General features: G+C 37.5%; 18 protein-coding genes and 1 pseudogene. All 19 read right to left on the bottom strand.

Annotated elements, in window-relative coordinates; genetic code table 11:
• Positions 1-62: 62 nt before the first annotated feature.
• A complete protein-coding gene (gene ltrA / locus ACUN0F_RS13955) occupies positions 63-1,877 on the bottom strand; it encodes a group II intron reverse transcriptase/maturase (protein WP_336296928.1) in 1,815 nt (604 codons plus the stop codon).
• A gap of 176 nt (positions 1,878-2,053) precedes the next feature.
• Positions 2,054-2,266, bottom strand: coding sequence for a hypothetical protein (locus ACUN0F_RS13950; protein ID WP_223267285.1), 213 nt, complete (start codon positions 2,264-2,266; stop codon positions 2,054-2,056).
• Positions 2,267-2,620: 354 nt separating this feature from the next.
• Positions 2,621-5,518: pseudogene (locus ACUN0F_RS13945) on the bottom strand (PolC-type DNA polymerase III); the annotation flags it as partial.
• Positions 5,519-5,642: 124 nt separating this feature from the next.
• Positions 5,643-7,343, bottom strand: a complete 1,701-nt coding sequence (locus ACUN0F_RS13940) for a proline--tRNA ligase (RefSeq protein WP_046956487.1) — start codon at positions 7,341-7,343, stop codon at positions 5,643-5,645.
• 109 nt (positions 7,344-7,452) lie between these two features.
• A complete protein-coding gene (gene rseP / locus ACUN0F_RS13935; RefSeq protein WP_001090238.1) occupies positions 7,453-8,709 on the bottom strand; it encodes an RIP metalloprotease RseP in 1,257 nt (418 codons plus the stop codon).
• Between the two features lie 16 nt (positions 8,710-8,725).
• A complete protein-coding gene (gene dxr / locus ACUN0F_RS13930) occupies positions 8,726-9,868 on the bottom strand; it encodes a 1-deoxy-D-xylulose-5-phosphate reductoisomerase (protein ID WP_000790363.1) in 1,143 nt (380 codons plus the stop codon).
• 23 nt (positions 9,869-9,891) lie between these two features.
• Entirely contained in the window at positions 9,892-10,683 is a 792-nt protein-coding gene (gene cdsA, locus ACUN0F_RS13925) for a phosphatidate cytidylyltransferase (protein WP_000813596.1), read from the bottom strand.
• 17 nt (positions 10,684-10,700) lie between these two features.
• Positions 10,701-11,477, bottom strand: a complete 777-nt coding sequence (gene uppS / locus ACUN0F_RS13920) for an isoprenyl transferase (RefSeq protein WP_000971311.1) — start codon at positions 11,475-11,477, stop codon at positions 10,701-10,703.
• 85 nt (positions 11,478-11,562) lie between these two features.
• Positions 11,563-12,120 carry a ribosome recycling factor gene (gene frr / locus ACUN0F_RS13915; RefSeq protein ID WP_000531506.1) on the bottom strand — a complete coding sequence of 186 codons (558 nt, stop codon included), beginning with the start codon at positions 12,118-12,120 and terminating at the stop codon, positions 11,563-11,565.
• Between the two features lie 2 nt (positions 12,121-12,122).
• Complete coding sequence (gene pyrH / locus ACUN0F_RS13910) at positions 12,123-12,845, bottom strand: UMP kinase (RefSeq protein WP_000042667.1); 723 nt, start codon at positions 12,843-12,845, stop codon at positions 12,123-12,125.
• Between the two features lie 66 nt (positions 12,846-12,911).
• A complete protein-coding gene (tsf, locus tag ACUN0F_RS13905; protein ID WP_001018585.1) occupies positions 12,912-13,799 on the bottom strand; it encodes a translation elongation factor Ts in 888 nt (295 codons plus the stop codon).
• A gap of 103 nt (positions 13,800-13,902) precedes the next feature.
• Positions 13,903-14,604: a 30S ribosomal protein S2 gene (gene rpsB, locus ACUN0F_RS13900; protein WP_000111484.1), complete on the bottom strand. Its 702-nt coding sequence runs from the start codon at positions 14,602-14,604 to the stop codon at positions 13,903-13,905.
• Between the two features lie 351 nt (positions 14,605-14,955).
• Positions 14,956-15,735, bottom strand: a complete 780-nt coding sequence (gene codY, locus ACUN0F_RS13895) for a GTP-sensing pleiotropic transcriptional regulator CodY (protein WP_000421290.1) — start codon at positions 15,733-15,735, stop codon at positions 14,956-14,958.
• Between the two features lie 77 nt (positions 15,736-15,812).
• Positions 15,813-17,204 carry an ATP-dependent protease ATPase subunit HslU gene (gene hslU / locus ACUN0F_RS13890; RefSeq protein WP_000550070.1) on the bottom strand — a complete coding sequence of 464 codons (1,392 nt, stop codon included), beginning with the start codon at positions 17,202-17,204 and terminating at the stop codon, positions 15,813-15,815.
• 22 nt (positions 17,205-17,226) lie between these two features.
• Positions 17,227-17,769, bottom strand: coding sequence for an ATP-dependent protease proteolytic subunit HslV (gene hslV / locus ACUN0F_RS13885; protein ID WP_000526271.1), 543 nt, complete (start codon positions 17,767-17,769; stop codon positions 17,227-17,229).
• Positions 17,770-17,812: 43 nt separating this feature from the next.
• Positions 17,813-18,712, bottom strand: coding sequence for a tyrosine recombinase XerC (gene xerC / locus ACUN0F_RS13880; RefSeq protein ID WP_001101235.1), 900 nt, complete (start codon positions 18,710-18,712; stop codon positions 17,813-17,815).
• Positions 18,713-18,777: 65 nt separating this feature from the next.
• The gene (trmFO, locus tag ACUN0F_RS13875) at positions 18,778-20,082 is read right to left on the bottom strand and encodes an FADH(2)-oxidizing methylenetetrahydrofolate--tRNA-(uracil(54)-C(5))-methyltransferase TrmFO (RefSeq protein WP_000211996.1); all 1,305 of its coding nucleotides are present in this window, start codon (positions 20,080-20,082) and stop codon (positions 18,778-18,780) included.
• 48 nt (positions 20,083-20,130) lie between these two features.
• Entirely contained in the window at positions 20,131-22,209 is a 2,079-nt protein-coding gene (gene topA, locus ACUN0F_RS13870; RefSeq protein ID WP_001286953.1) for a type I DNA topoisomerase, read from the bottom strand.
• A 144-nt stretch (positions 22,210-22,353) separates the two neighbouring features.
• Entirely contained in the window at positions 22,354-23,223 is an 870-nt protein-coding gene (dprA, locus tag ACUN0F_RS13865) for a DNA-processing protein DprA (protein ID WP_445539566.1), read from the bottom strand.
• Positions 23,224-23,280 lie beyond the last annotated feature (57 nt).

Raw genomic sequence — 23,280 nt, 5'->3', positions numbered from 1 at the left:
CTCCACACCGTGCATGAGGCTTTCACACTCACACGGCGTTCCATCGTTAACTTTGTCGAAATTTATACGCTGAGTTTTGGATTTCCTACTTCCGTTCTCAGCTTATTTAATTTACTTAATGCTTTCTTGTCAAATTTGATTAACATTTTTTTATAATCTTCATTTGCAAGAGGGTCTTTATTGTGAATTAACATATGATATTTCTTATTAATAATAATTAAGTTGTGATATTCATCACTACCACCTTGTCCTGTCGGCTTGATGTGATGACATATAGCATTATGAGGAGTCAATCGTTCTCCCGTTATGCCACAACATCCTTTTTGCGCGACATATTTACTTAAGCGATTATTTTCATACAGAACACTTTTTGTTATATATATTCCTTTACGAAACATTTCAATTTCTCGCACAGACACACGTTTTATTTCTTTATGAATTGATGCCCTATCCTTTTTATTATAAACAGAGAAGTTAGGGTCTCTTTGACCTCGTATATCATGTCGAATTGCTTCAATAGGATAGACCAGTAATCCATTACTTTTAAACCTTGAACAATTATAATCTCCATAAAACTTATCAATGATATTATTCGTTTCCTTTGTATAAACAAAGATGTTTCTAAACATCAATGATTTTATATTTGGATGAACTTTATGTCTTATCTCATTAAAATCTTGAGATATTCTGGTCGCAATTTTGTAGTAATTATGCAAACCGAGAATGTTCGAGTTAAAGTTCATTACTTTTTCTGGAGTAGGACTTTTTCTTAGTTTTACTAATTGATGCCTAATGCCACCCAATACTTTGCCTTTCGCTTTCGGGTCCATTTTAGAATTTACAATATAACCAGTTTTAGCATTTCCCTTCTGAACTGCTCTAAATCGAATTCCTAAAAAATCTGTACCGTTTTTCCGTAAGTTTGTGATTTTACTTTTTTCTTCACTTATCTCAAGCCCCAATCTTTCCTTGAGCCATTTTTCAACCGCTATTTTAATCTTTCTAGCGTTTTCGTAGGAATTTGTGAAGATTTTAAAATCATCTGCATACCTTACTAGATACATTGGTTTTAACCTTGTCTTTTTAAGCGCATCCGTTTTATTGCGTTTCAATTTATAAGGTATTCTTGTCGGTTTTGTTTCCCATTGGTTTGATACCCACCAGTCAAGTTCATTTAATACAACGTTGGCTAGCAATGGAGATAAAATACCACCTTGAGGAATCCCTTTAACAGAAATGCCTTCACCTGTAACTTCCGCCTTCAGCATCTTTTTGATGATGTATAAAACTTTTTTATCCCGTATTCCAATTGTCCATAGTTGCCTCATTAGCTTTTTATGATTAACGTTATCAAAGAAACCTTTAATATCTATATCCACTACAAAATGTTGATGACTGTGATTGACCATGTGATAGCACCTAGCTAAAGCGTCATGAGTGCTTCGTTTTGGTCGAAAACCATAGCTTTGCGGATGAAACTTCGCTTCAACAATCGGTTCCAAAATTTGTAGGAACATTTGTTGAATTAATCGGTCTTCAATCGTTGGAATCCCTAGAGGTCGCATTTTTCCGTTTGGCTTTGGTATAAACACACGTCTTACTGCATGTGGCATGTAATTTTCCAATCTCTTCTTCGTTAATCTAATTATCTTGTCGGCATCTATTTTATTAAGATGTTTTATTGTGTGTCCATTTGTACCTTTTGTTTTACTACCTGTATTGCTTTTTAAATTACGAAAGGCTAATCGAATGTTTTCTTCAGAAATAATCAACTCATAAATATTTTTGAAATATCGACCCTTTTTGCTTTCTTCATAAAGATTATCAAAAGTTGATTGCAAGCCAAAATATTCATTGTTTCTTAACTTTTGAATCATCAAGTCAGCCAACTAATCACTTCCTTATGAAGTTTTCGTTTCTCTTTTGTCATACACGAATCTGACTTTTGTAGGTTTTATTTTCGACGTTAACGACTTGTGCCCTTCCCTCTGAAATGTTTTTATCCTCCGACTTATTGGTTATTCAGTCATCTTCGGCATTTCATTAAGCGGTACTACGGCACTACTGCCACTTTCGTAAAATGTGTTATAGCATCTGCCTTTCCACATACCATCGTCATCGAAGTGCAATCTTCTCTTATGTCGAAAGCTTCACACGTTCCACTATTCTTATCTGTACATAATCCCCTTAGGTTCCCCCTAAATTCCGCCAAGCTTGACTGTGCCTGTAACACAGTATGGATTTTCATAACCAAACGCTTACTCATCCACACTTGGAAGTCCTCTTTGGACCCCGTTACATTTCTGTAACGTGACATTCACGAAAAGTCAGTCGAGGGTTCGTCCCAATCATTCTACTGATTCTAACCATAGGAATTTTATAGACACCAGACCTATCATTCACAGAAGATTTATATCTTCCTTTCCTCGTCTTTTACGTTAGGGTGAATTTCAGCCTACTTTAACGGGCTTCAAACGATGTTGATGTTTGCAATATCGCTATCGCTTGCCGTAGCTTCAGTGAGTATGTTTCAGGACGTTACTCCATCATTCCATACTTCGGAATAGCAGTTCTACTAGCAGATGCTAGTGCTTAACCTTTTCAGTTAAGAACGTGTCACACTCAGATCGATATCGGGTACCTTATCTCCTTTAAATCCAAGGAACGTTTCGAACGGGATATCATGTCCATCTTTCACGTATGGAACATTACATGCAGGACATTCTTTATCCGGCAAGTCAAAACCAGAACCTACAGAACCATCATTAAAGAATTCTGATTGCTTACACTTCGGACATACATAGTGTGGTGGTAATGGGTTTACTTCTGTAATTTCCATCATCGTTGCAACGAATGATGAACCTACCGATCCACGCGAACCTACTAAATATCCGTCTACTAACGATTTTTTCACAAGCTTATGTGAAATTAAATAAATTACGGCAAATCCATGCCCAATAATACTTTTTAATTCTTTTTCTAAACGCGCTTCTACAATTTCAGGTAACTCTTCACCATAAATGCTACGCGCCATTTTATAACTCATGTCACGCGTCTCATCATCTGCACCTTCAATTTTCGGTGTATATAGATCATCTTTCACTGGATGAACATCCCCAATTAATGATGCAATCTTTTGTGTATTCGTTACAACAATTTCTTTCGCTACGTCTTCACCTAAGAATGAAAAACACTCTAACATTTCATCCGTTGTACGGAAATGTACAGGCGGTAATGAATGTCGGTTTAACGGATTGGCTCCGCCCTGCGAACTGACTAAAATTTTGCGATACATCGCATCCTCTGGGTCTATATAATGCACGTTTCCTGTAGCAACAACTGGTTTATCTAACGTCTCACCTAGTTTTACTAAGTTAGAAATAATTGTTTTTAATTGTCCCTCATCTCGAACAAGTTCACGCTCTACTAAATGACGTAACACCTCTGGAGGCATTACTTCAATGTAATCATAGAACTGCGCAATTTCTTCTACCTCTTCAGGAGCTTTTTGCATCATCGCCTCAAACACTTCACCTTTATCACAAGCCGTTCCTACTAAAATTCCTTCACGATATTTTTTTAATAGTGACCTTGGTACTCGTGGTACACGGTAAAAGTAATTTAGGTGAGAATAGGAAACAAGTTTATATAAATTTTTCAACCCTACATCTGATGTGGCAAGTAATGTCATATGACTTGGACGTCCACGCTTATACGCATCCCCTTGCCCCATGCTATCATTTAATTGATCGTGATATTCAAATCCCTTTTCAATCACATCTTTTAACATTTTCACAAGTAAGTATCCCGTTGCTTCTGTATCATAAATCGCACGGTGATGTTGCGTTAATTCAATATCAAGCTTTTTACACATCGTATTTAATCGATGGTTTTTCATTTCCGGGAATAAGAATCTTGCAAGTTCTAACGTATCAATAACAGGATTATTCGTTTTTTCTAGTCCAGCCTTTTTAAAACCTACGTTAATAAAGCCCATATCAAAACTTGCGTTATGAGCAACAAGTGTATGGTCGCCCATCCATTCTTCAAACTTTTTAAACACTTCGTCCACTTCTGGTGCATCCGTTAACATATCATCTGTAATACCTGTTAATTCAATAATCGTCGCAGATAATGGTTGATGTGGATTTGCGAAAGATTCAAAGCGGTCAATAATTTCGCCACCTTTTACTTTTACAGCCGCTAACTCGATAACAGTATCATATACAGCTGATAAACCTGTCGTCTCAACGTCGAAAACAACATAAGTTTCCTCTGCAAGTAAACGATGCGCTTCGTTATATGCAATCGGTACACCATCATTAACTAAATTCGCCTCTACACCATATATAACTTTAACCCCAGCCTTTTTACCCGCAGAATATGCCTCTGGGAAAGACTGCGCAACAGCATGGTCTGTAACAGCGATTGCCTCATGTCCCCATTTACCTGCTTGGGCAACAAGTCTAGAAACAGGAGTAACAGCGTCCATTTGGCTCATCGGTGTGTGAAGGTGCAGCTCTACACGTTTTTCACCTTCTGGCGCTTTATCTTTACGAGACGGTCCTGTTATTTCATTTATATCATTTGCAATCATTACTAAATCTCGAACGAATGTATCATTTTGAACAGAACCACGCGCTTTCACCCACATTCCTTTTTTCAAGGATTGCAGCATTGGAATATCTTCTTTGTCACGCGAGAACATTTTGATCATAATTGAATCCGTATAGTCTGTTATTTTTAAAGTTAATAACGTACGGCCACTACGTAGCTCTTTCGTTTCTACATGGAAGACATACCCTTGAACTGTTTTTCTTCTTTCTTCATCTTGAATTTCTCGCATCGGTGTAATCTCTTCATCCGGCTTAATAAGATATCCGAGTACAACCGGTCCTTCATGCACAACGCTACTTTCTTCAGCTTGCTTCTTTGCCATTTCTTCCATAGCTTGTATAACACGTTCACGATCTTCTTGCTGCGTTTGCTCACGAAACTTTTGCATTTCTTCTGTATTTTGCTGTATATGTGTGTCTAACTGAAAACGCGGGAATCCAAAAGTTTCGTATTGATCCCCTACTGGTTTCGCAACGTTTTTCTTTAAAGCAGTAGATTCCAGCTCATTATTCACATTTATTAGCAACTTCACTCCATTCACCTGCGGAAGCTGCTTTTTTAAGTAAGCAAACATAGGTGAAAATGTAATTCGTTCCGTACAAAGTGGCCAATACGCCCTCACTTCTTCTTCTGTAAATTGTTTATTCTCTGTTTCTAATGCAAATGTTGTTCTTGCAATATGAGAAAATGATTGCTTAAGCTTTGTTTCTAGCAATTCATATAATTCTATAGGCAAAATTCGTGGCACTTGTAAATCAAAATGCCAACTTTTATTCGCTTTATCAATAACGAGCCTTTCAATGCCACCACCTTGTAAATATTGATTTATAAGATCGTCTGGTATTTGCAACTGCTGGAGCAAAATTTGAAATCGCTCTTGTTGTTCATTTGTTAAAGACATAAGCACTCTCCTTCCATTTGCTATTATAAATTGAAACGTACTACAAAGAAAGATTTCTCCCTTCTTCTTTTACAAAATACGTTTACAAAGAAAGAGAAGGTACCTCATTACGAGGTACCTCTTCTTATTTTAAAATATTTGCAATATATGTTTGAAGTTCTTCTACTTTCACTTCTTCAGACTCGCCTGTAGCACGTACTTTCACTTCTACAATACCTTCGTCTGCTTTTTTACCAACTGTCACGCGAACTGGAAGGCCGAATAAATCTGCATCTGCAAATTTAACACCTGCACGTTCTGCACGATCATCTAGTAATACTTCGTACCCTTGCTCTTGTAATGAGTTGTAGATGTTTTCACCCATTTCACGTTGCGCATCAGATTTCATATTTACTGGAATTACATGCACATGGAACGGTGCAACAGCTTTTGGCCAAACTAAACCGTTCTCATCATTAAACTGCTCTGCGATTGCTGCCACTGTACGAGATACACCGATACCGTAACAACCCATAATAAGTGGTTGTGTTTTTCCGTTTTCATCTAGGAATGTTGCGTTCATTGCTTCACTATAACGAGTTCCTAATTTGAATACATGGCCAACTTCAATTCCGCGTGCGAAAAGAATTGTTCCATTTCCATCTGGAGACTGGTCTCCTTCTTGAATGAAGCGTAAATCTGTATATTGACTTACTTTAAAGTCACGTTCTGGATTTACATTTACATAATGGAATCCTTCTTCGTTCGCTCCTGAACATCCGTTAACAATTGATGCTACAGCATGGTCTGCGATAATTTCGATATCCCCTGTTACACCAATCGGTCCTAAAGAACCAACTTCACAGTTTAATAATTCTTTCACTTCTTCATGAGAAGCAAGCTCAACAACTGAAGCGCCGTATACATTTTTCACTTTTACATCGTTTACTTCATGATCACCACGAACAAGTACAACTACTAATTTCTCATCTACTTTAAATACCATAGACTTAATGCACTTGTCAGCTTCAATGTTTAAGAATGCAGATACTTCTTCAATTGCTTTTTGATCTGGTGTTGCTACTTTTTCAAGTGCCTTTTCTGCTTCATCACTCTTCGTATACGTAGCTACCACAGGAGCCATTTCGATGTTTGCTGCATAATTAGATGTATCAGAGTATGCAATTGTATCTTCACCAACTTCAGATAATACCATAAATTCATGCGTATCTTTTCCGCCCATTGCTCCAGAGTCAGCAATAACTGCACGGAAATTCAAGCCACAACGAGCAAAAATGTTAGAGTATGCTTTGTATAAGCGATCGTATACTTCATCTAAGCTCTCTTGTGTAGCATGGAAAGAGTATGCATCTTTCATTAGAAACTCTCTTCCACGTAATAAACCGAAACGAGGTCTTTGTTCATCACGGAATTTTGTTTGAATTTGGTACAATGTTAACGGTAATTTTTTATATGATTTCACTTCATCACGTACAAGATCCGTAATTACTTCTTCATGTGTCGCTCCTAATGCGAATTCACGAGCGTTACGATCTTTCATACGCATTAATTCAGATCCGTAAGAATACCAACGGCCTGATTCTTGCCATAATTCTGCAGCTTGCATCGCTGGCATTAATAATTCTACAGCTCCTGCGCGCTCCATTTCTTCTCGAACGATACGTTCTACTTTGTGTAATACTTTTAATCCAAATGGTAGAAAACTATAAATACCAGAAGCATTTTGACGCATAAAACCTGCACGAAGTAATAACTGATGACTCTTAATCTCCGCATCAGCTGGAACTTCACGTAATGTAGGACTGAATACCATACTTTGTTTCATTTATTCGCACCTCTTCATTTTACTCTTACACGCAGTAAAACCCCTCACCTCGAGTTAGGTGAGGGATTTTATTCTACGAGCTCTATTTCATTATAAGTTTCACTTTATTTTACAAGAAAAACTTACGAATGTCATTCCAAGTTACAACTAACATAAGTAACATTAATAATGCAAAACCAATAAAGTGAACCATTCCTTCTTTTTGGCGGTCAATTGGTTTCCCTCGTAACGCTTCAATTAAGAAGAAGAACAAACGTCCACCGTCTAAAGCAGGGACTGGTAGTAAATTAAATAAACCAAGGTTAATACTTAAAACTGCTGCTAAACTTAATACACGCGTAAATCCATAATCTACAACTTGATCTGTTAGATTATAAATTCCTACTGGACCTGACAACTCATTAATAGAGAATTGACCAGTTACTAATTTCACAAGTGAATCAAAAATTAGTTTTGTCCATTGGTATGTTTGTTCAAATCCTGATTTAATAGAACCCATTACTGTTTTCTCTACTGGAGAGTAAACACCAATTCTACCTACTTCGTCTTTTCCTTCTTTATCGAGTGTTGGCGTTACTTTTACATTAAACTGTTCATTATCACGCTTTACTTGTAACGTAATTTCTTTATTTGGGTTTTCACGTACAATGGTAACAACATCTTTCCATGTACTTGTGTTTTTCCCATCGATTGCTTGAATTGTATCATTTTCTTTTAATCCGGCTTGCTCGGCTGCACTATTCTCCATTACTTTTCCGACCATTGGCTTGTCAACAGGAACACCTTGTACAAATCCAAGAATCACAAAAATAACAAATGCTAAAATGAAGTTCATTGCAGGACCTGCAAAGATTGTTAAGGCACGTTGACCCAATTTCTTGGAGCCGAACTGCCTATTATACGGAGCAATTTGTATTTCTTCACCAGCAGTAATAATACGAGCCTTTTCATTCACTCGGAATGTTTGAAGCTCTTCCTCGTACTCTTCATAGCCCGAAATTGTTAAATTATGCTCTAAATCAGCTTGTTCGACTTCAATGACACGAACATTTGGATACTTTTCATATCCATCAAAAACTAATTTCGCAACTTCGTCTTTTTCATTTAATACAAGGCCAACCTTTTTTCCAGGCTTTAACTCAACTGTGTCTGCATCCTCGCCAGCCATTCTTACATAGCCACCAAGGGGCAGTAATCGAATCGTATACACCGTTTCATTCTTTTCAAATGAGAATATTTTCGGACCAAAACCAATCGCAAACTCACGGCATAAAATACCTGCTCTTTTTGCGAAATATAGATGCCCTAGCTCATGGAAAAATACGAGTGCACCGAAAATTAATATAAAGGCAATCGCTGTATTCAATTCCATACCACCTTTGCTAAATTTGTTCCATCACAAACCGTCTTGTGGTTGCATCAATTTCCAGAATTTCCTCTAAGCTCGGACGTGCAATGACATTGTGATGGTTCATTGCTTTTTCAATGAGGTCTTCCACTGTTAAGAAACCAATTCTCTTTTGTAAAAAAGCTTCAACAGCTACTTCATTCGCTGCATTCATTACAGCTGGCATACTTCCACCTGTTTTTCCAGCTTCATACGCAAAACGCAAACAACGGAAACGTTCTTGGTTCATTTTCTCAAAATGCAATGTTCCCATTTCCCATAAATTTAACTGTTTTGTGTCTGAAAGAGGTAATCGATCAGGATATGTAAGTGCGTATTGAATTGGTACTCGCATATCAGGTGAGCCAAGCTGTGCCATCACACTACGATCTTCAAATTCAACCATAGAATGAATAATACTTTCTTTATGTAAAACAACATCGATTTGCTCATAAGGGATACCAAAAAGCCAATGTGCTTCAATTACTTCTAGCCCCTTATTCATCATTGTAGCAGAATCAATTGTAATTTTCGAACCCATTGACCAGTTTGGATGTCGAAGCGCATCTTCTACCGTCACATGATGCAATTCATCTCTCGTTTTATCACGGAAACTTCCTCCAGAAGCTGTAATAATCAGTCGAGAAATTCTTTTTTCATTTTCACCATTCAAGCATTGAAAAATAGCTGAATGTTCACTGTCTACTGGAAGTAACGAAACATTATGTTTTCGTGCTGCTTCCATTACAAGATGCCCTGCGGTTACTAACGTTTCTTTGTTTGCAATTCCGATTGTTTTTTTCGCCTCAATTGCACGAAGTGTTGGTAACAACCCTACGCTACCTACAACAGCATTTACTACAATCTCCGCATCTGGATGTAATGCTACTTCTAAAAGCCCTTCACTACCATATACAATTTTTGTATTACCAGAGACAGCTTGTAATTTTAAAACATCTTCCTCTCTTTGCACAGAGACAATTTGCGGAGAAAATTCTTGAATTACCTTTACTGCGTAGTCAATATTTTTCCCTACAGAAAAAGCAACGAGACGGAATTGGTCTGGGTGCGAGCGTAATACATCTAAAGTTTGTGTACCAATTGATCCGCTTGCACCTAATAAACTAATGTTTTTCATGACTCCAACCCCTCGTTCATTTATTAATTGTATTGTAATAAGAAGTAGAGAATTGGTAAAACGAATAACCAACTATCTGTTCGATCTAATATACCACCATGTCCAGGTAAAATTGTACCTGAATCTTTTACGCCATAATGACGTTTAAATGCAGATTGCACTAAATCACCAATTTGTCCAAAAATAGAAATGATAATTGTCAACACAATTAAAATCCCTACATTAGCCTCAACTGGGAAGAACATATTGTAAACAAGTGCCACAACAATCCCACAAACGATGCCGCCTAATGAACCTTCAATCGTTTTATTCGGACTAATTTCTGGCCATAATTTTCTTTTTCCTAATGCTTTCCCTACGAAATATGCGCCTGAATCGGTAGCCCATATAACAAATAATGCGCAAAACACATATTTAATTCCTAAAATTCTCGTTTCATTCAAATATAAGAATCCCATTGCAACATATGTTGTTGCCATTAGTAAAAAGGAAGCATGGTCAAAAGTAAATGTATTCTTAGAAAGGACTGTATATGATAAAAGTAATAAAACAATCACAAATGTGATTTCTAATTTACCTAATCCAATCCAAGTAAACAGTTCTGATGCACTACTTGGAATTAAAATAACCCATAATAATACTGCAGCTAAAACTGTTGGTACTGAAATAAGCGTAAGCTTATTCATACGAATTAATTCATATAAACCTATAGAAGCAAGTGCATACACTAAAACCGTAAAAGGCACGCCACCGTAAATTACGATGGGAATGAATAGCGCGGCAGCAACCACTCCAGTAATAATTCTCTGTTTCACTACCAAACCCTCTCTTTCTACACGCCTCCGAATCTGCGCCCTCTATGTTGAAAGTCTGTAATCGCATTTAGCAAATGTTCCTCGGTAAAATCTGGCCAATACACATCTGTAAACCAAAACTCCGAATATGCAATTTGCCATAACATGAAATTACTAATACGTAGCTCTCCGCTCGTACGGATTAACAACTCTGGATCAGGTAAAGAACTCGTCATTAAGTAGGAAGAAAGCATTTCTTCACTTACATCTTCAACACGAATTTTTCCTTCCTCACTATCTTTCACCATATGTTGCACAGCAGAAACGATCTCATCTCGACTTCCATAGTTTAACGCGAAATTAAGAATTAATCCCGTATTCTCTTTCGTATCTTCCATGGCCTTTTCCATCGCTCTGCGTGTATGCGTAGGAAGACGATCTTGTTGTCCTATCACTCGGACTTGTACGTTCTCTTCAATCAATTCTGGTAAAAATGTACCTAGAAATTCTTCTGGAAGCCTCATTAAATAGTCAACTTCCTTTTTCGGTCTTTTCCAGTTCTCAGTTGAAAAAGCATAAAGAGTTAACACTTTCACATTAAGTTTGCTTGCAAATTTTGTGATTTTCTTTACAACTTGCATGCCTTCATGATGTCCCGCAATACGAGGCATCGCTCTCCTCTTTGCCCATCTTCCATTACCATCCATAATGATGGCAATATGTTCTGGGATGTATCCTTTTTTCACTTTTTCAACGAGATGATCAAACGATGCGACCTTTTTACTTTTAAAAAAAGGAAAGTTTTTAAACATCATTCATACCCTCCAGCAAGCAGACGTATGCCTAAAAGTGTAAAAAGACCCCCTTAAGAAGAGGGTCATATTTGCGAAGGTATCGCTATTACACTTCCATGATTTCTTTTTCTTTGTTTTTTGCGATTTCGTCAACTTTTGCAATATATTTATCTGTTTCTTTTTGGATATCTTCAGTATATCCTCTTAAATCATCTTCTGTAATATCGCCAGCTTTTTCAAGCTTCTTAAGATCATCGTTACTGTCACGACGTACGTTACGAACAGCAACTTTTGCTTCTTCAGCATATTTTTTCACAACTTTTACAAGATCGCGACGACGCTCTTCTGTTAATGCAGGGAATGCAATACGAATTACAGTTCCATCATTAGAAGGATTTAAGCCTAAATCTGCTTTTAAGATTGCTTTTTCAATATCACCGATAGAAGTTTTATCATAAGGTTGAATTACAAGTAAACGTGCTTCTGGAACTGTAATGTTCGCTAATTGCACAACAGGTGTTGGTGCACCATAGTAATCAACTTGTACCTTATCTAATACAGACGAGCTTGCACGACCTGCGCGAACTGTTGCCAATTCACGAGAGTAAGCAGCAACTGCTTTTTCCATTTTTTCATTTGAAGACTTCAATACTTGTTGTCCCATATTTATTTCCCCCTTACAACTGTTCCGATATTTTCGCCTAAAACGGCACGTTTAATGTTACCTTTTTCCATAACCGAGAATACAATTAATGGAATATCATTGTCCATACATAAAGAAGAAGCTGTTGAATCCATTACACCTAAACCTTCTTTTAATACATCTAAGTAAGTAAGTGTTTCGTATTTCGTAGCTGTTGGGTCAAGAGATGGATCTGCATTATATACGCCATCTACATTGTTTTTCGCCATTAAGATAACGTCTGCTTCGATTTCCGCTGCACGTAGTGCTGCCGTTGTATCTGTAGAGAAATATGGGTTACCTGTACCTGCTGCAAAGATCACAACACGTTTTTTCTCTAGATGACGCACTGCTTTACGACGAATGTAAGGCTCTGCTACTTGACGCATTTCGATTGAAGTTTGAACACGAGTTTGAATTCCAATGTTCTCTAGGCTATCTTGAAGAGCTAATGAGTTCATAACTGTTGCTAACATACCCATGTAATCTGCTCCAGCACGATCCATTCCCATTTCACTTCCGATTTTTCCACGCCAAATGTTTCCGCCACCAACAACAACAGCAACCTCTACATCAAGTTCTGCAATTTCCTTCACTTGTTCCGCAACTGATTTAATAACAGATGGGTTAATTCCAAATCCTTGTTCGCCAGCTAACGCTTCTCCGCTTAGCTTTAATACGACACGATTATATTTCGGTTTACTCATAATGAACCTCCAATTGCTTACATCTTTATTTTAAAAAAGGGAACACAATGTGTTCCCTAATCTTTATTAGTTGCTACCTTTTACTTGGTTCATTACTTCTTCAGCAAAGTTGTCTTCGCGTTTTTCGATACCTTCACCAACAGCGTAGCGAACGAATCCTTTTAATGTTCCGCCTTTAGACTCAACGAATTGACGAACTTTCATATCAGGGTTTTTAACGAATGCTTGGTCAAGTAAGCAAATTTCTTCGAAGAATTTGCCAAGACGGCCTTCAACCATTTTTGCAACGATTTTTTCAGGCTTGCCTTCGTTTAAAGCTTGTTGTGTTAATACTTGACGCTCATGCTCAACTTCTTCAGCTGTTACAGCATCGCGGTCGATGTATTTAGGGTTAACTGCTGCGATGTGCATTGCTACATCTTTAGCAGCAGCTTCGTCAGTAGAACCTTCAAGAACTGTTAATACACCAATACGTCCACCCATGTGTAGGTAAGCGCCGAATGCATCAGCATCAGTTTTTGTTACGATTTCGAAACGACGAAGTGTAAGTTTTTCACCAATTTTAGCGATTGCTTCGTTGATGTGCTCTTCTACTGTTTTGCCGCCTTCGATTGTTTGAGCCATAGCTTCTTCAATGTTAGCTGGTTTGTTAGCTAATAAGTGAGCAGCTAATTCTTTAATTAATGCTTGGAAACCTTCGTTTTTCGCAACGAAATCAGTTTCAGAGTTTAATTCTAAGATTAAACCTTCGTTACCGTTTGTTTCGATGAAAGTTAAACCTTCAGCAGCGATGCGGTCTGCTTTTTTAGCAGCTTTTGCAATACCTTTTTCACGTAAGAAGTCAATTGCTTTCTCCATGTCGCCATTAGTCTCAGTTAAAGCTTTTTTGCAGTCCATCATACCTGCGCCTGTTTTTTCACGAAGTTCTTTTACCATTTGTGCAGTGATTGCCATATTTTTCATCCTCCTAAAATATGTATTTATACCTTTTATAAAGGTGTTTATACCTTAAAAAAGGTGATAAAAGGCCGAACCCCTTATCACCTTTCCAAATTTGTTACGCAGTAACAGTTTCTTCACCTTGTTTTGCTTCAAGGATCGCGTCTGCCATTTTAGATGTAAGAAGTTTTACAGCACGAATTGCATCATCGTTTGCTGGGATAACGTGATCGATTTCGTCTGGATCACAGTTTGTATCAACGATACCGATGATTGGAATGTGTAATTTGCGTGCTTCAGCAACTGCAATACGCTCTTTACGAGGGTCTACTACGAATAATGCACTTGGAAGACCTTTCATATCTTTAATACCGCCTAAGAATTTCTCAAGACGCTCTAACTCTTTTTTAAGTTGAACAACTTCTTTCTTAGGAAGTACTTCGAAAGTACCATCTTCTTGCATTTTTTCGATGTCTTTAAGGCGCTTGATACGCTTTTGGATTGTTTGGAAGTTTGTTAAAGTTCCACCTAACCAACGTTGGTTAACGAAGTACATACCAGCACGAGTTGCTTCTTCTTTAATAGCTTCTTGTGCTTGTTTTTTAGTACCTACGAATAAGATGTCTCCGCCTTCAGCAGCGATGTCACGCATCGTTCTGTAAGCTTCCTCAACTTTTTTCACAGTTTTTTGTAAGTCGATGATGTAGATACCGTTACGCTCTGTGAAAATGTAACGCTTCATTTTTGGGTTCCAACGACGAGTTTGATGTCCGAAATGAACACCAGCTTCAAGCAATTGCTTCATAGAAATTACTGACATAATATAGTTCCTCCTAAATGGTTTTTGATATCCTCCGTTTACTTCATCTCTAAGCGAAACTACAAACGTAGCACCAACACTTAAATCAGTAAACGTGTGTACTTTGTACTGACACCACTGCTTACTATATCATACTGAAATATTACAATCAAGTCGAAAATGCGAACAATGTAAAACTTTCTTTGTTCACACTCGAATTCTAGTATTACCAACCTGTATTTCCTTTAAGCAAAAAAATAAAATTCAATTCATAGCTTTTCCGAAAAACACGATTATGACACTATTCACAAACAACATCAATCTTTTATACACAAAAAAACTCTCCTCAAAAAATGAGGAGAGTTTTATAAATTAGTTTGTTTTTAATTTAGCAAGTTCCTGTAGAAACTTGTCGTTTAGCACTTTAATGTATGTTCCTTTCATACCTAAAGAGCGAGACTCAATAACACCAGCACTCTCTAATTTACGAAGTGCATTTACGATTACAGAACGAGTAATTCCTACGCGATCAGCAATTTTACTTGCAACAAGTAAACCTTCTGTTCCATTTAATTCTTCGAAGATATGCTCGATTGCTTCTAACTCACTGTAAGATAATGAGCTAATCGCCATTTGAACAACAGCTTTACTACGTGCTTCCTCTTCGATTTCTTCTGCTTTTTCACGTAAGATTTCCATACCTACTACAGTTGAACTGTATTCAGCAAGGATTAAATCATCGTCTAAGAACTCTTGACCAAGACGAGCTAACACTAATGTGCCTAGACGCTCACCGCCACCAACGATTGGTACGATTGTAGTTAAACCTTGACCAAATAATTCTCTATTTTCTACTGGGAATGCTGTGTAAGCACTGTTTACATCTAAGTTTGAAGATGTTTCTGTAATGTTGAATAAGCTTTGCGTGTATTCTTCCGGGAATTGACGCTCTGCAAGCATTTGTTTCATACGCTCATTCTCAATTTGTTGGTGAATTGCATAACCTAGTAATTTACCACGACGACTTACTACGAATACGTTCGCTTCGATTACTTCACACATTGTGTCAGACATTTCTCTAAAGTTTACAGGCTTTCCTGCTGCGCTCTGTAATAACGCATTTAATTTTCTTGTTTTTGCTAATAATTCCATTTCAAAAGTTCCTCCTACATGTTACTTACATATTTTTTCATCACTTGGAAACTAGGGCGAGTCACCTGATGACACTATTACAAAATAAACTGGCTCACATCTTTATTTTTAGCAATCGTTGCTAATTTCTCCTCAACGTATTGAGGTGTTATCGTTATTTTCTCTAACGTAATTTCAGATGCTTCAAACGATAAATCTTCAAGGAGTTTCTCCATAATCGTATGAAGTCTTCTTGCTCCAATATTATCTGTATCCTGATTAACTTGATAAGCAATCTCAGCAATCTTACGAATAGCTTCGTCTGAAAATTCAATTTCTATACCTTCAGTCGCTAATAAAGCCATATATTGTTTAATTAACGCATTGTCAGGCTCGATTAATATTTTAACAAAATCATCTGTCGATAATTTTGTTAATTCTACTCGAATCGGAAATCTCCCTTGCAGTTCCGGAATTAAATCCGACGGTTTAGACATATGAAACGCTCCAGCTGCAACGAATAAAATATAATCCGTTTTTACTGATCCGTATTTTGTCGCAACATTCGATCCTTCTACAATTGGTAAAATGTCACGTTGCACACCTTCACGTGATACATCTACGCTATTCGACTGCTTACCAGCAATTTTGTCAATTTCATCGATAAAAATAATCCCGAGCTGTTCAGCACGATAAACAGCCTCTTGTGTAACTTCATCCATATCAATTAAGCGCTGTGCTTCCTCATTTGTCAAGAGTTTTCTTGCTTCTTTCACAGAAAGTTTACGTTTTTTTGTTTTTTTCGGCATAAAACTTCCTAACGCATCTTGGAAATTCATTCCCATTTGTTCCATGCCAGTTCCTTGTAACATATCGAACATGGAAGACTGTTGCTCAGTCACTTCAATCGATACAATTTCATCTTCAAGAAGTCCTGCAGCAAGCTTTCTTTCCACATCTTGACGTTTCTTTTCGATTTCAACATCTTCCTGTGCATCAGATGTTTGATTCGAATTTTGAGCACCGCCAAATAGCATTTCTAATGGGTTTTTAAATCCAGATTGTTTCTCCGGACTCGGCACTAAAATTTCAACAAGACGTTGGTTCGCTTGTTCTTCTGCTTTGTCTTGTACTTTAATTACCATTTCTTCTTTCACGATACGAACTGACGTTTCCACAAGGTCACGTACCATCGATTCTACATCTCTACCTACATATCCAACTTCTGTAAATTTGGTAGCTTCAACCTTAATAAAAGGTGCTCCAACGAGTTTCGCCATTCGTCGTGCTACCTCTGTTTTACCAACACCTGTCGGTCCAATCATTAAAATATTTTTAGGTGCAATTTCATCACGTAGATTTTCAGCTAATTTACTTCGACGATATCGATTTCTTAAAGCTACAGCAACCGCTTTCTTCGCATCTTTTTGACCGATAATGTATTGATCTAATTTTTCCACAATTTGACGCGGAGTAAAATGTAAATGCATATAAAATGCCTCCCTTACGATTCTACAATTCTTCCACAATTATATTGTGGTTTGTATAAACACAAATATCGCCAGCAATGTCTAAACTCGCTTTCGCAATTTGCTTCGCTGTTAAATGTTCACTTGCATATTGCTTTAAAGCACGACCTGCAGAAAGCGCATAATTCCCACCAGATCCAATCGCTAAAATACCATCATCCGGTTCAATCACTTCTCCTGTACCTGAAACAAGAAGCATAGTTGTTTTATCCATGACAATGAGCATCGCTTCTAGCTGACGTAACATTTTGTCGCCACGCCATTGTTTTGCCATCTCAACTGCAGCACGCTGCAAGTTCCCATTGTACTCTTCTAATTTCCCTTCAAACATTTCAAAAAGAGTAAATGCGTCAGCAACGGAACCTGCAAAGCCAGCTAAAACTTTCCCTTGGAAAAGTTTACGGACTTTACGAGCTGTATGTTTCATTACAACTGCATTTCCCATTGTCACCTGACCATCTCCAGCCATTGCACATTCTCCATTATGATGAACTGCAAATATCGTTGTAGCGTGGAAATTTCCCATAGAAAAAAACTCCTTTATATGTTTTTATAGCTTTAAAAGCAATTTATGCCCGCGGGTGATGCTTCATGTAGACCGAACGCAATCTTTCTTTAGAGACATGCGTATAAATTTGTGTCGTCGACAAATTCTCATGACCAAGTAGCTCCTGTACAGTACGTAAATCCGCCCCTTCATCTAACATGTGTGTAGCAAATGTATGCCTTAACATATGGGGACTTATCCGCATTGTCAGTGAAGCCTTCTTAATGAGTTCGTTTAATACATAACGTACCCCTCGACTTGTTAGCGGCGTGCCTTTCGCATTTAAAAATACCATATGAGAGTGCTCTTCAGTTTTGTGAGCTAACTGTTTTCTCCCGTTCTCTATATAAGTAATTAAAGCATCTTGCGCATAGCTTCCGAACGGAATATACCTTTGTTTTTTTCCTTTTCCCATTACTAAAATTGTTCCCACCGCGAAGTCAATATCGGTAAGTTGTAAATTGACACATTCACTCACACGGATTCCAGTCGCATACATCAACTCTAATAAAGCTTGATTCCTTTGACCTAGCGGCGTTTCCGTATCAGCAACTTCAAATAATTCCTCTAATTCTTCAGCATATAAAAACTTTGGGATTGACAATTCTTTTTTGGGGAGTGACGCAAGTGCAAACGGATTATCTTTCCGATAACCTTCACGCATCAAAAAACGATATAAACTTCGTAAGCTTGATACTTTTCTTGCGACAGATTTACGGGCTAACTTTTCATCGTGCAACGTCGTTAAGTACAAACGAACATCCGCGTATGTAACATCTAAAAAAGAGGATATGCCTTCTCGCTCCATAAATTGCACAAAATGTTCTAAATCATTTTGATAACTTGCAATTGTATATTTTGAATAATTTCTTTCAATTTGTAAATATCCAACGAATAATTGTAACAATTTCTTCACATTCACACAATTCACCTCAATAAAGGCTACTAAATCGTATCACAACTTAGTAGCCTTTGCAAGAAATTTAACTAAATATTTACAAAATTTTGAATTGTTTCTAAAGCGCGTGTTGCATATGCTTCATTTCGTTCTGCTTTCCTCTTAATTTTCTTCTCTAACGGTGCAAACAAACCGAAGTTTGCATTCATTGGCTGGAAGTTTTTCGCGTTTGTCGCAGTAATATAATTCGCCATACTTCCCATTGCAGTTACAGGCGGTAATACAACCGGTTCTTCACCTTTCACAAGTCGCGCAGCGTTAATACCCGCTAGTAATCCTGACGCCGCTGATTCAACATATCCCTCTACTCCAGTCATTTGACCAGCGAAGAATAAATCATCACGTTGTTTATATTGATATGTTGGACGAAGCAAGTTAGGTGAATTAATAAACGTATTACGATGCATTACACCATAACGTACAATCTCTGCGTTTTCCAGTCCTGGAATCAACTGTAACACTTCTTTTTGTGGTCCCCACTTTAAATGCGTTTGGAAACCTACGATATTGTATAACGTTCCTGCTGCATCATCTTGACGTAACTGAACAACAGCATATGGCGTTTTCCCTGTTTTCGGATCTTCTAATCCAACAGGTTTCATCGGTCCAAATACTAGCGTCTGTCTTCCTCTACTTGCCATAACTTCTACCGGCATACAACCTTCAAAGAAAATTTCTTTTTCAAATTCTTTTAAAGGTACTGTTTCAGCAGCAATTAAAGCCTCGTAAAAACGGTCAAATTCCTCTTCCGTCATTGGGCAGTTTAAATATGCAGCTTCACCTTTATCGTAACGAGACTTTAAATATACTTTATTCATATCAATGCTGTCTTTCTCAACAATCGGTGCTGCAGCATCATAGAAATAAAAATAATCTTCACCTGTTAATTCTTTTAATTGTGCAGCAAGATCAGGAGACGTAAGCGGACCTGTCGCGATAACAGTAGGTCCTTCTGGAATTTCAGTAATTTCTTCATTCATCACAGTTACGTTCGGATGGTTTTTCACATACTCTGTTACCTTTGCCGCAAATTCATGACGATCTACAGCTAAAGCCCCTCCTGCTGGTACAGAGCACTCATCAGCTGCACGAATAATAACAGAGTCCATTAAACGCATTTCTTCTTTAATAACACCAACAGCGTTTGTTAATGTGTTTGCGCGAAGCGAGTTACTGCATACTAACTCTGCAAATTTATCTGTGTGATGAGCTGGCGTTTGCCTTACTGGTCTCATTTCATATAATTTTACTTGGACACCACGTTTTGCAATTTGGTAAGCAGCTTCACTTCCTGCAAGACCTGCGCCAATGACGTTTACTACTTGTGTTGTCATATTTATCACCTTTCCTTTTCTTCCCGAAAAAAATGTGAGCAGTTACGCTCACATTTGTTGTTCTTCTTCATAATCACACGAAATACATTGTACTTGCACGCCTTTTTTCAACTTCTTCTCTACAAGCATTCCTTCGCACTTCGGACATTTACGACCAATTGGTTTATCCCAAGATACAAAGTCACACTCTGGATACGTACCGCATCCATAGAAAAGACGTTTCTTTTTATTACTACGGCGTTCAATAATTTGACCTTTATCACACTTCGGACAAGTAACACCGATTTCTTTCACAATCGGTTTTGTATTACGACAATCTGGGAAATTCGAACAAGCCATAAATTTCCCGTATTTACCCATTTTAAAGACCATTGGGTGATCACACAATTCACAGTCTTCCCCAGCTGGTTCATCTTTAATTTCCACTTCACGCATTTCTTTTTCCGCTTTTTCTAAACGCGGTTCAAAGCCTACGTAGAAATCATCAACAATTTTTACCCAATTCGCATTTCCTTCTTCTACTTCATCAAGACTTTGCTCCATGTTAGCAGTAAATTCAATGTTAATAATTTCTGGGAAAAACTCTAAAATAAGTTCAATTACTATTTCACCAAGTTCAGTTGGAACGAAGCGTTTATTATCCAAACCTACGTATCCACGTTTTTGAATCGTTTCAAGTGTCGGTACGTAAGTCGATGGTCTTCCAATTCCAAGCTCTTCAAGTGTTCTTACTAGACGAGCCTCTGTATAGCGCGGCGGAGGTTGTGTAAAGTGTTGCTTCGGTTCTAAATCCTTCGAAAATACCGTTTCCCCTACTTCTAAAGGTGGCAACATTTTATCCTTTTCTTCAGCCCCGTCATCTTTCGACTCTACATACACTTTCATAAATCCTGGAAACTTTACAACCGATCCACTTGCACGGAACTGAACATTGTTATTAATGAGTCTAGCTGTCACAGTATCCATTATAGCAGACGCCATTTGACTTGCAACAAATCGCTCCCAAATCAGTTTATACAACCGAAGTTGATCCCGACTTAAGAAACTCTTTAGTTCCTCTGGCCTTCTCATTACCGAAGTAGGACGAATTGCCTCATGCGCATCTTGCGCGTTCGACTTTTTCGTTTCTTTCTTCTTTTCTGTCCCTATGTATTCCGCACCAAACGCCTCAGTAATGTAAGTACGAGCCTCTGTTTGAGCTGTTTCTGAGATACGTGTTGAGTCAGTTCTCATATACGTAATAAGACCTACAGTCCCTTGCTTTCCAAGATCTATCCCTTCATACAATTGCTGCGCGAGCATCATTGTTTTCTTTGCTCGCATGTTTAACTTACGAGCTGCCTCTTGTTGCAAGGAAGATGTTGTAAACGGTAATGCAGGATTACGTTTTCGCTCTTTTCGCGTTACATTTTCAACTGAAAACGCATTATCTTTCATCTGTTCAATTATTTCATTCACTTGCGTTTCATTCGTTAATTGAACTTTTTCACCATCTACACCGTAAAAACTTGCTTCAAATGTGTCTTTCCCTTTCACAAATTCTGTCTTAATTGTCCAGAATTCTTCAGGCTCAAAGATTTGAATTTCTTTTTCACGTTCGATAATTAAACGAACTGCTACAGATTGTACGCGTCCTGCACTTAATCCTTTTTTTACTTTCTTCCATAATAAAGGACTAATATTGTAACCAACAAGACGATCTAGTATACGCCTTGCTTGCTGTGCATCTACTAAATCCATATTAATCGCACGAGGATGTTTAAATGATTCTTTTATTGCATCTTTTGTAATCTCATTAAACACAACTCGGCAATCTGATTCAACGTCCACATTTAACGTATTGGCTAAATGCCAAGCAATCGCTTCCCCTTCGCGGTCTGGATCGGCCGCGAGATAGACTTTCTTTGCTTTTTTGGCCGCTGATTTTAAATCTTTTAAGACGGGACCTTTACCACGAATGGTAATATACTTCGGGGTGAAGTTGTTCTTTACTTCTATCCCCATTTGGCTTTTAGGTAAATCGCGAACGTGTCCCATAGACGCGACAACTTTGTATTTTTTCCCTAAATATTTCTCAATGGTCTTCGCCTTAGAAGGCGACTCCACGATTACGAGGTAATCTGACATGCTAGTGCCTCCTTAAGAGGTGGATTCAAGTCTTCATCAATCTTATTGATTTCTCTTGTTTTTGTCAATCAAGAATGAATATACCATACAGTGCCTATCTACCATTTGTCAATAATTGTTTAATAAAAACATAAAAATATAAGGTTAATTTAAAACTTCTTCCAAGATATCTTCTGCATTTCTTACTAGTTTTGCTCCTTGTTGAATGAGATGATTCGTTCCTGATGCACTATCTATAAATATAGGTCCAGGAAGTGCAAATACCTCTCTATTTTGCTCTAAAGCAAGGTCCGCAGTAATAAGTGTTCCACTTCTTGATTTCGCTTCTACAACTAAAACACCCTTACTTATACCACTAATAATCCGGTTCCTTTTTGGAAAATACCATTTTTTCGGTGCATAGTGCGGCGGATACTCCGTTAATAACAATATATATTCATTCCACGTTTCATATAAATGTCTATTCTCTTTTGGATACATATACGATAATCCATGTCCTAGTATTGCAATAGTCGGGCAATGCCGTCTTACTGTAATTTCATGAGACATTGTATCTATCCCTCTTGCAAACCCACTGACAATAAGCCATTCCCTTTCTAATAATGGGTGTAAAATAAATTTTAAACTCTCCTGTCCATATAAAGTCGGTTCTCTCGTTCCAATAACCGCTAATTTATTCGCTTTATTGAGAAAATCCTTCTCTCCTTTTCCATATAACACAAAGGGGGGATCTTGTATTTCACGTAATAATTGTGGATAATCTTCATCCCATATAGTCATATAAAAGATTCGATTTTTCTCTAAATAAGATATATATTGCGGGAGATTTGAACTTTGAAGAAAATTTACTAATTCTGAAGATTTTTTCGAGGATATTCCAGTGTAGTATTCCATTTGTTTTGTATTAAACGTGTATATTCCCTTCAATTCAGGATCGACATATAGTAGTCTTTCCATCGCCTTCCAATGATCTGCTAAAAAATAATGAAGATGTAATAATCGTTCTCTTTTCATCTTAATTCTCCTTACCCATAATTTTTATTATGTAAACAAAAATTGCGTAAAAAGACA

The organism is Bacillus sp. 1A, assembly GCF_052682215.1.
Note: the sequence above shows the minus strand (reverse complement) of the source record. Positions and strands in the feature narration are given on the sequence as shown.

Coding starts and splice junctions, on each gene's coding strand:
- ltrA (WP_336296928.1), bottom strand. CDS start 1,877: ATGATTCAAAAGTTAAGAAACAATGAATATTTTGGCTTGCAATCAACT.
- ACUN0F_RS13950 (WP_223267285.1), bottom strand. CDS start 2,266: ATGAGTAAGCGTTTGGTTATGAAAATCCATACTGTGTTACAGGCACAG.
- ACUN0F_RS13940 (WP_046956487.1), bottom strand. CDS start 7,343: ATGAAACAAAGTATGGTATTCAGTCCTACATTACGTGAAGTTCCAGCT.
- dxr (WP_000790363.1), bottom strand. CDS start 9,868: ATGAAAAACATTAGTTTATTAGGTGCAAGCGGATCAATTGGTACACAA.
- uppS (WP_000971311.1), bottom strand. CDS start 11,477: ATGATGTTTAAAAACTTTCCTTTTTTTAAAAGTAAAAAGGTCGCATCG.
- frr (WP_000531506.1), bottom strand. CDS start 12,120: ATGGGACAACAAGTATTGAAGTCTTCAAATGAAAAAATGGAAAAAGCA.
- pyrH (WP_000042667.1), bottom strand. CDS start 12,845: ATGAGTAAACCGAAATATAATCGTGTCGTATTAAAGCTAAGCGGAGAA.
- tsf (WP_001018585.1), bottom strand. CDS start 13,799: ATGGCAATCACTGCACAAATGGTAAAAGAACTTCGTGAAAAAACAGGC.
- rpsB (WP_000111484.1), bottom strand. CDS start 14,604: ATGTCAGTAATTTCTATGAAGCAATTGCTTGAAGCTGGTGTTCATTTC.
- codY (WP_000421290.1), bottom strand. CDS start 15,735: ATGGAATTATTAGCAAAAACAAGAAAATTAAATGCGTTATTACAGAGC.
- hslU (WP_000550070.1), bottom strand. CDS start 17,204: ATGCATTTACATTTTACTCCGCGTCAAATTGTGGAAAAATTAGATCAA.
- hslV (WP_000526271.1), bottom strand. CDS start 17,769: ATGGGAAATTTCCACGCTACAACGATATTTGCAGTTCATCATAATGGA.
- trmFO (WP_000211996.1), bottom strand. CDS start 20,082: ATGACAACACAAGTAGTAAACGTCATTGGCGCAGGTCTTGCAGGAAGT.
- topA (WP_001286953.1), bottom strand. CDS start 22,209: ATGTCAGATTACCTCGTAATCGTGGAGTCGCCTTCTAAGGCGAAGACC.
- dprA (WP_445539566.1), bottom strand. CDS start 23,223: ATGAAAAGAGAACGATTATTACATCTTCATTATTTTTTAGCAGATCAT.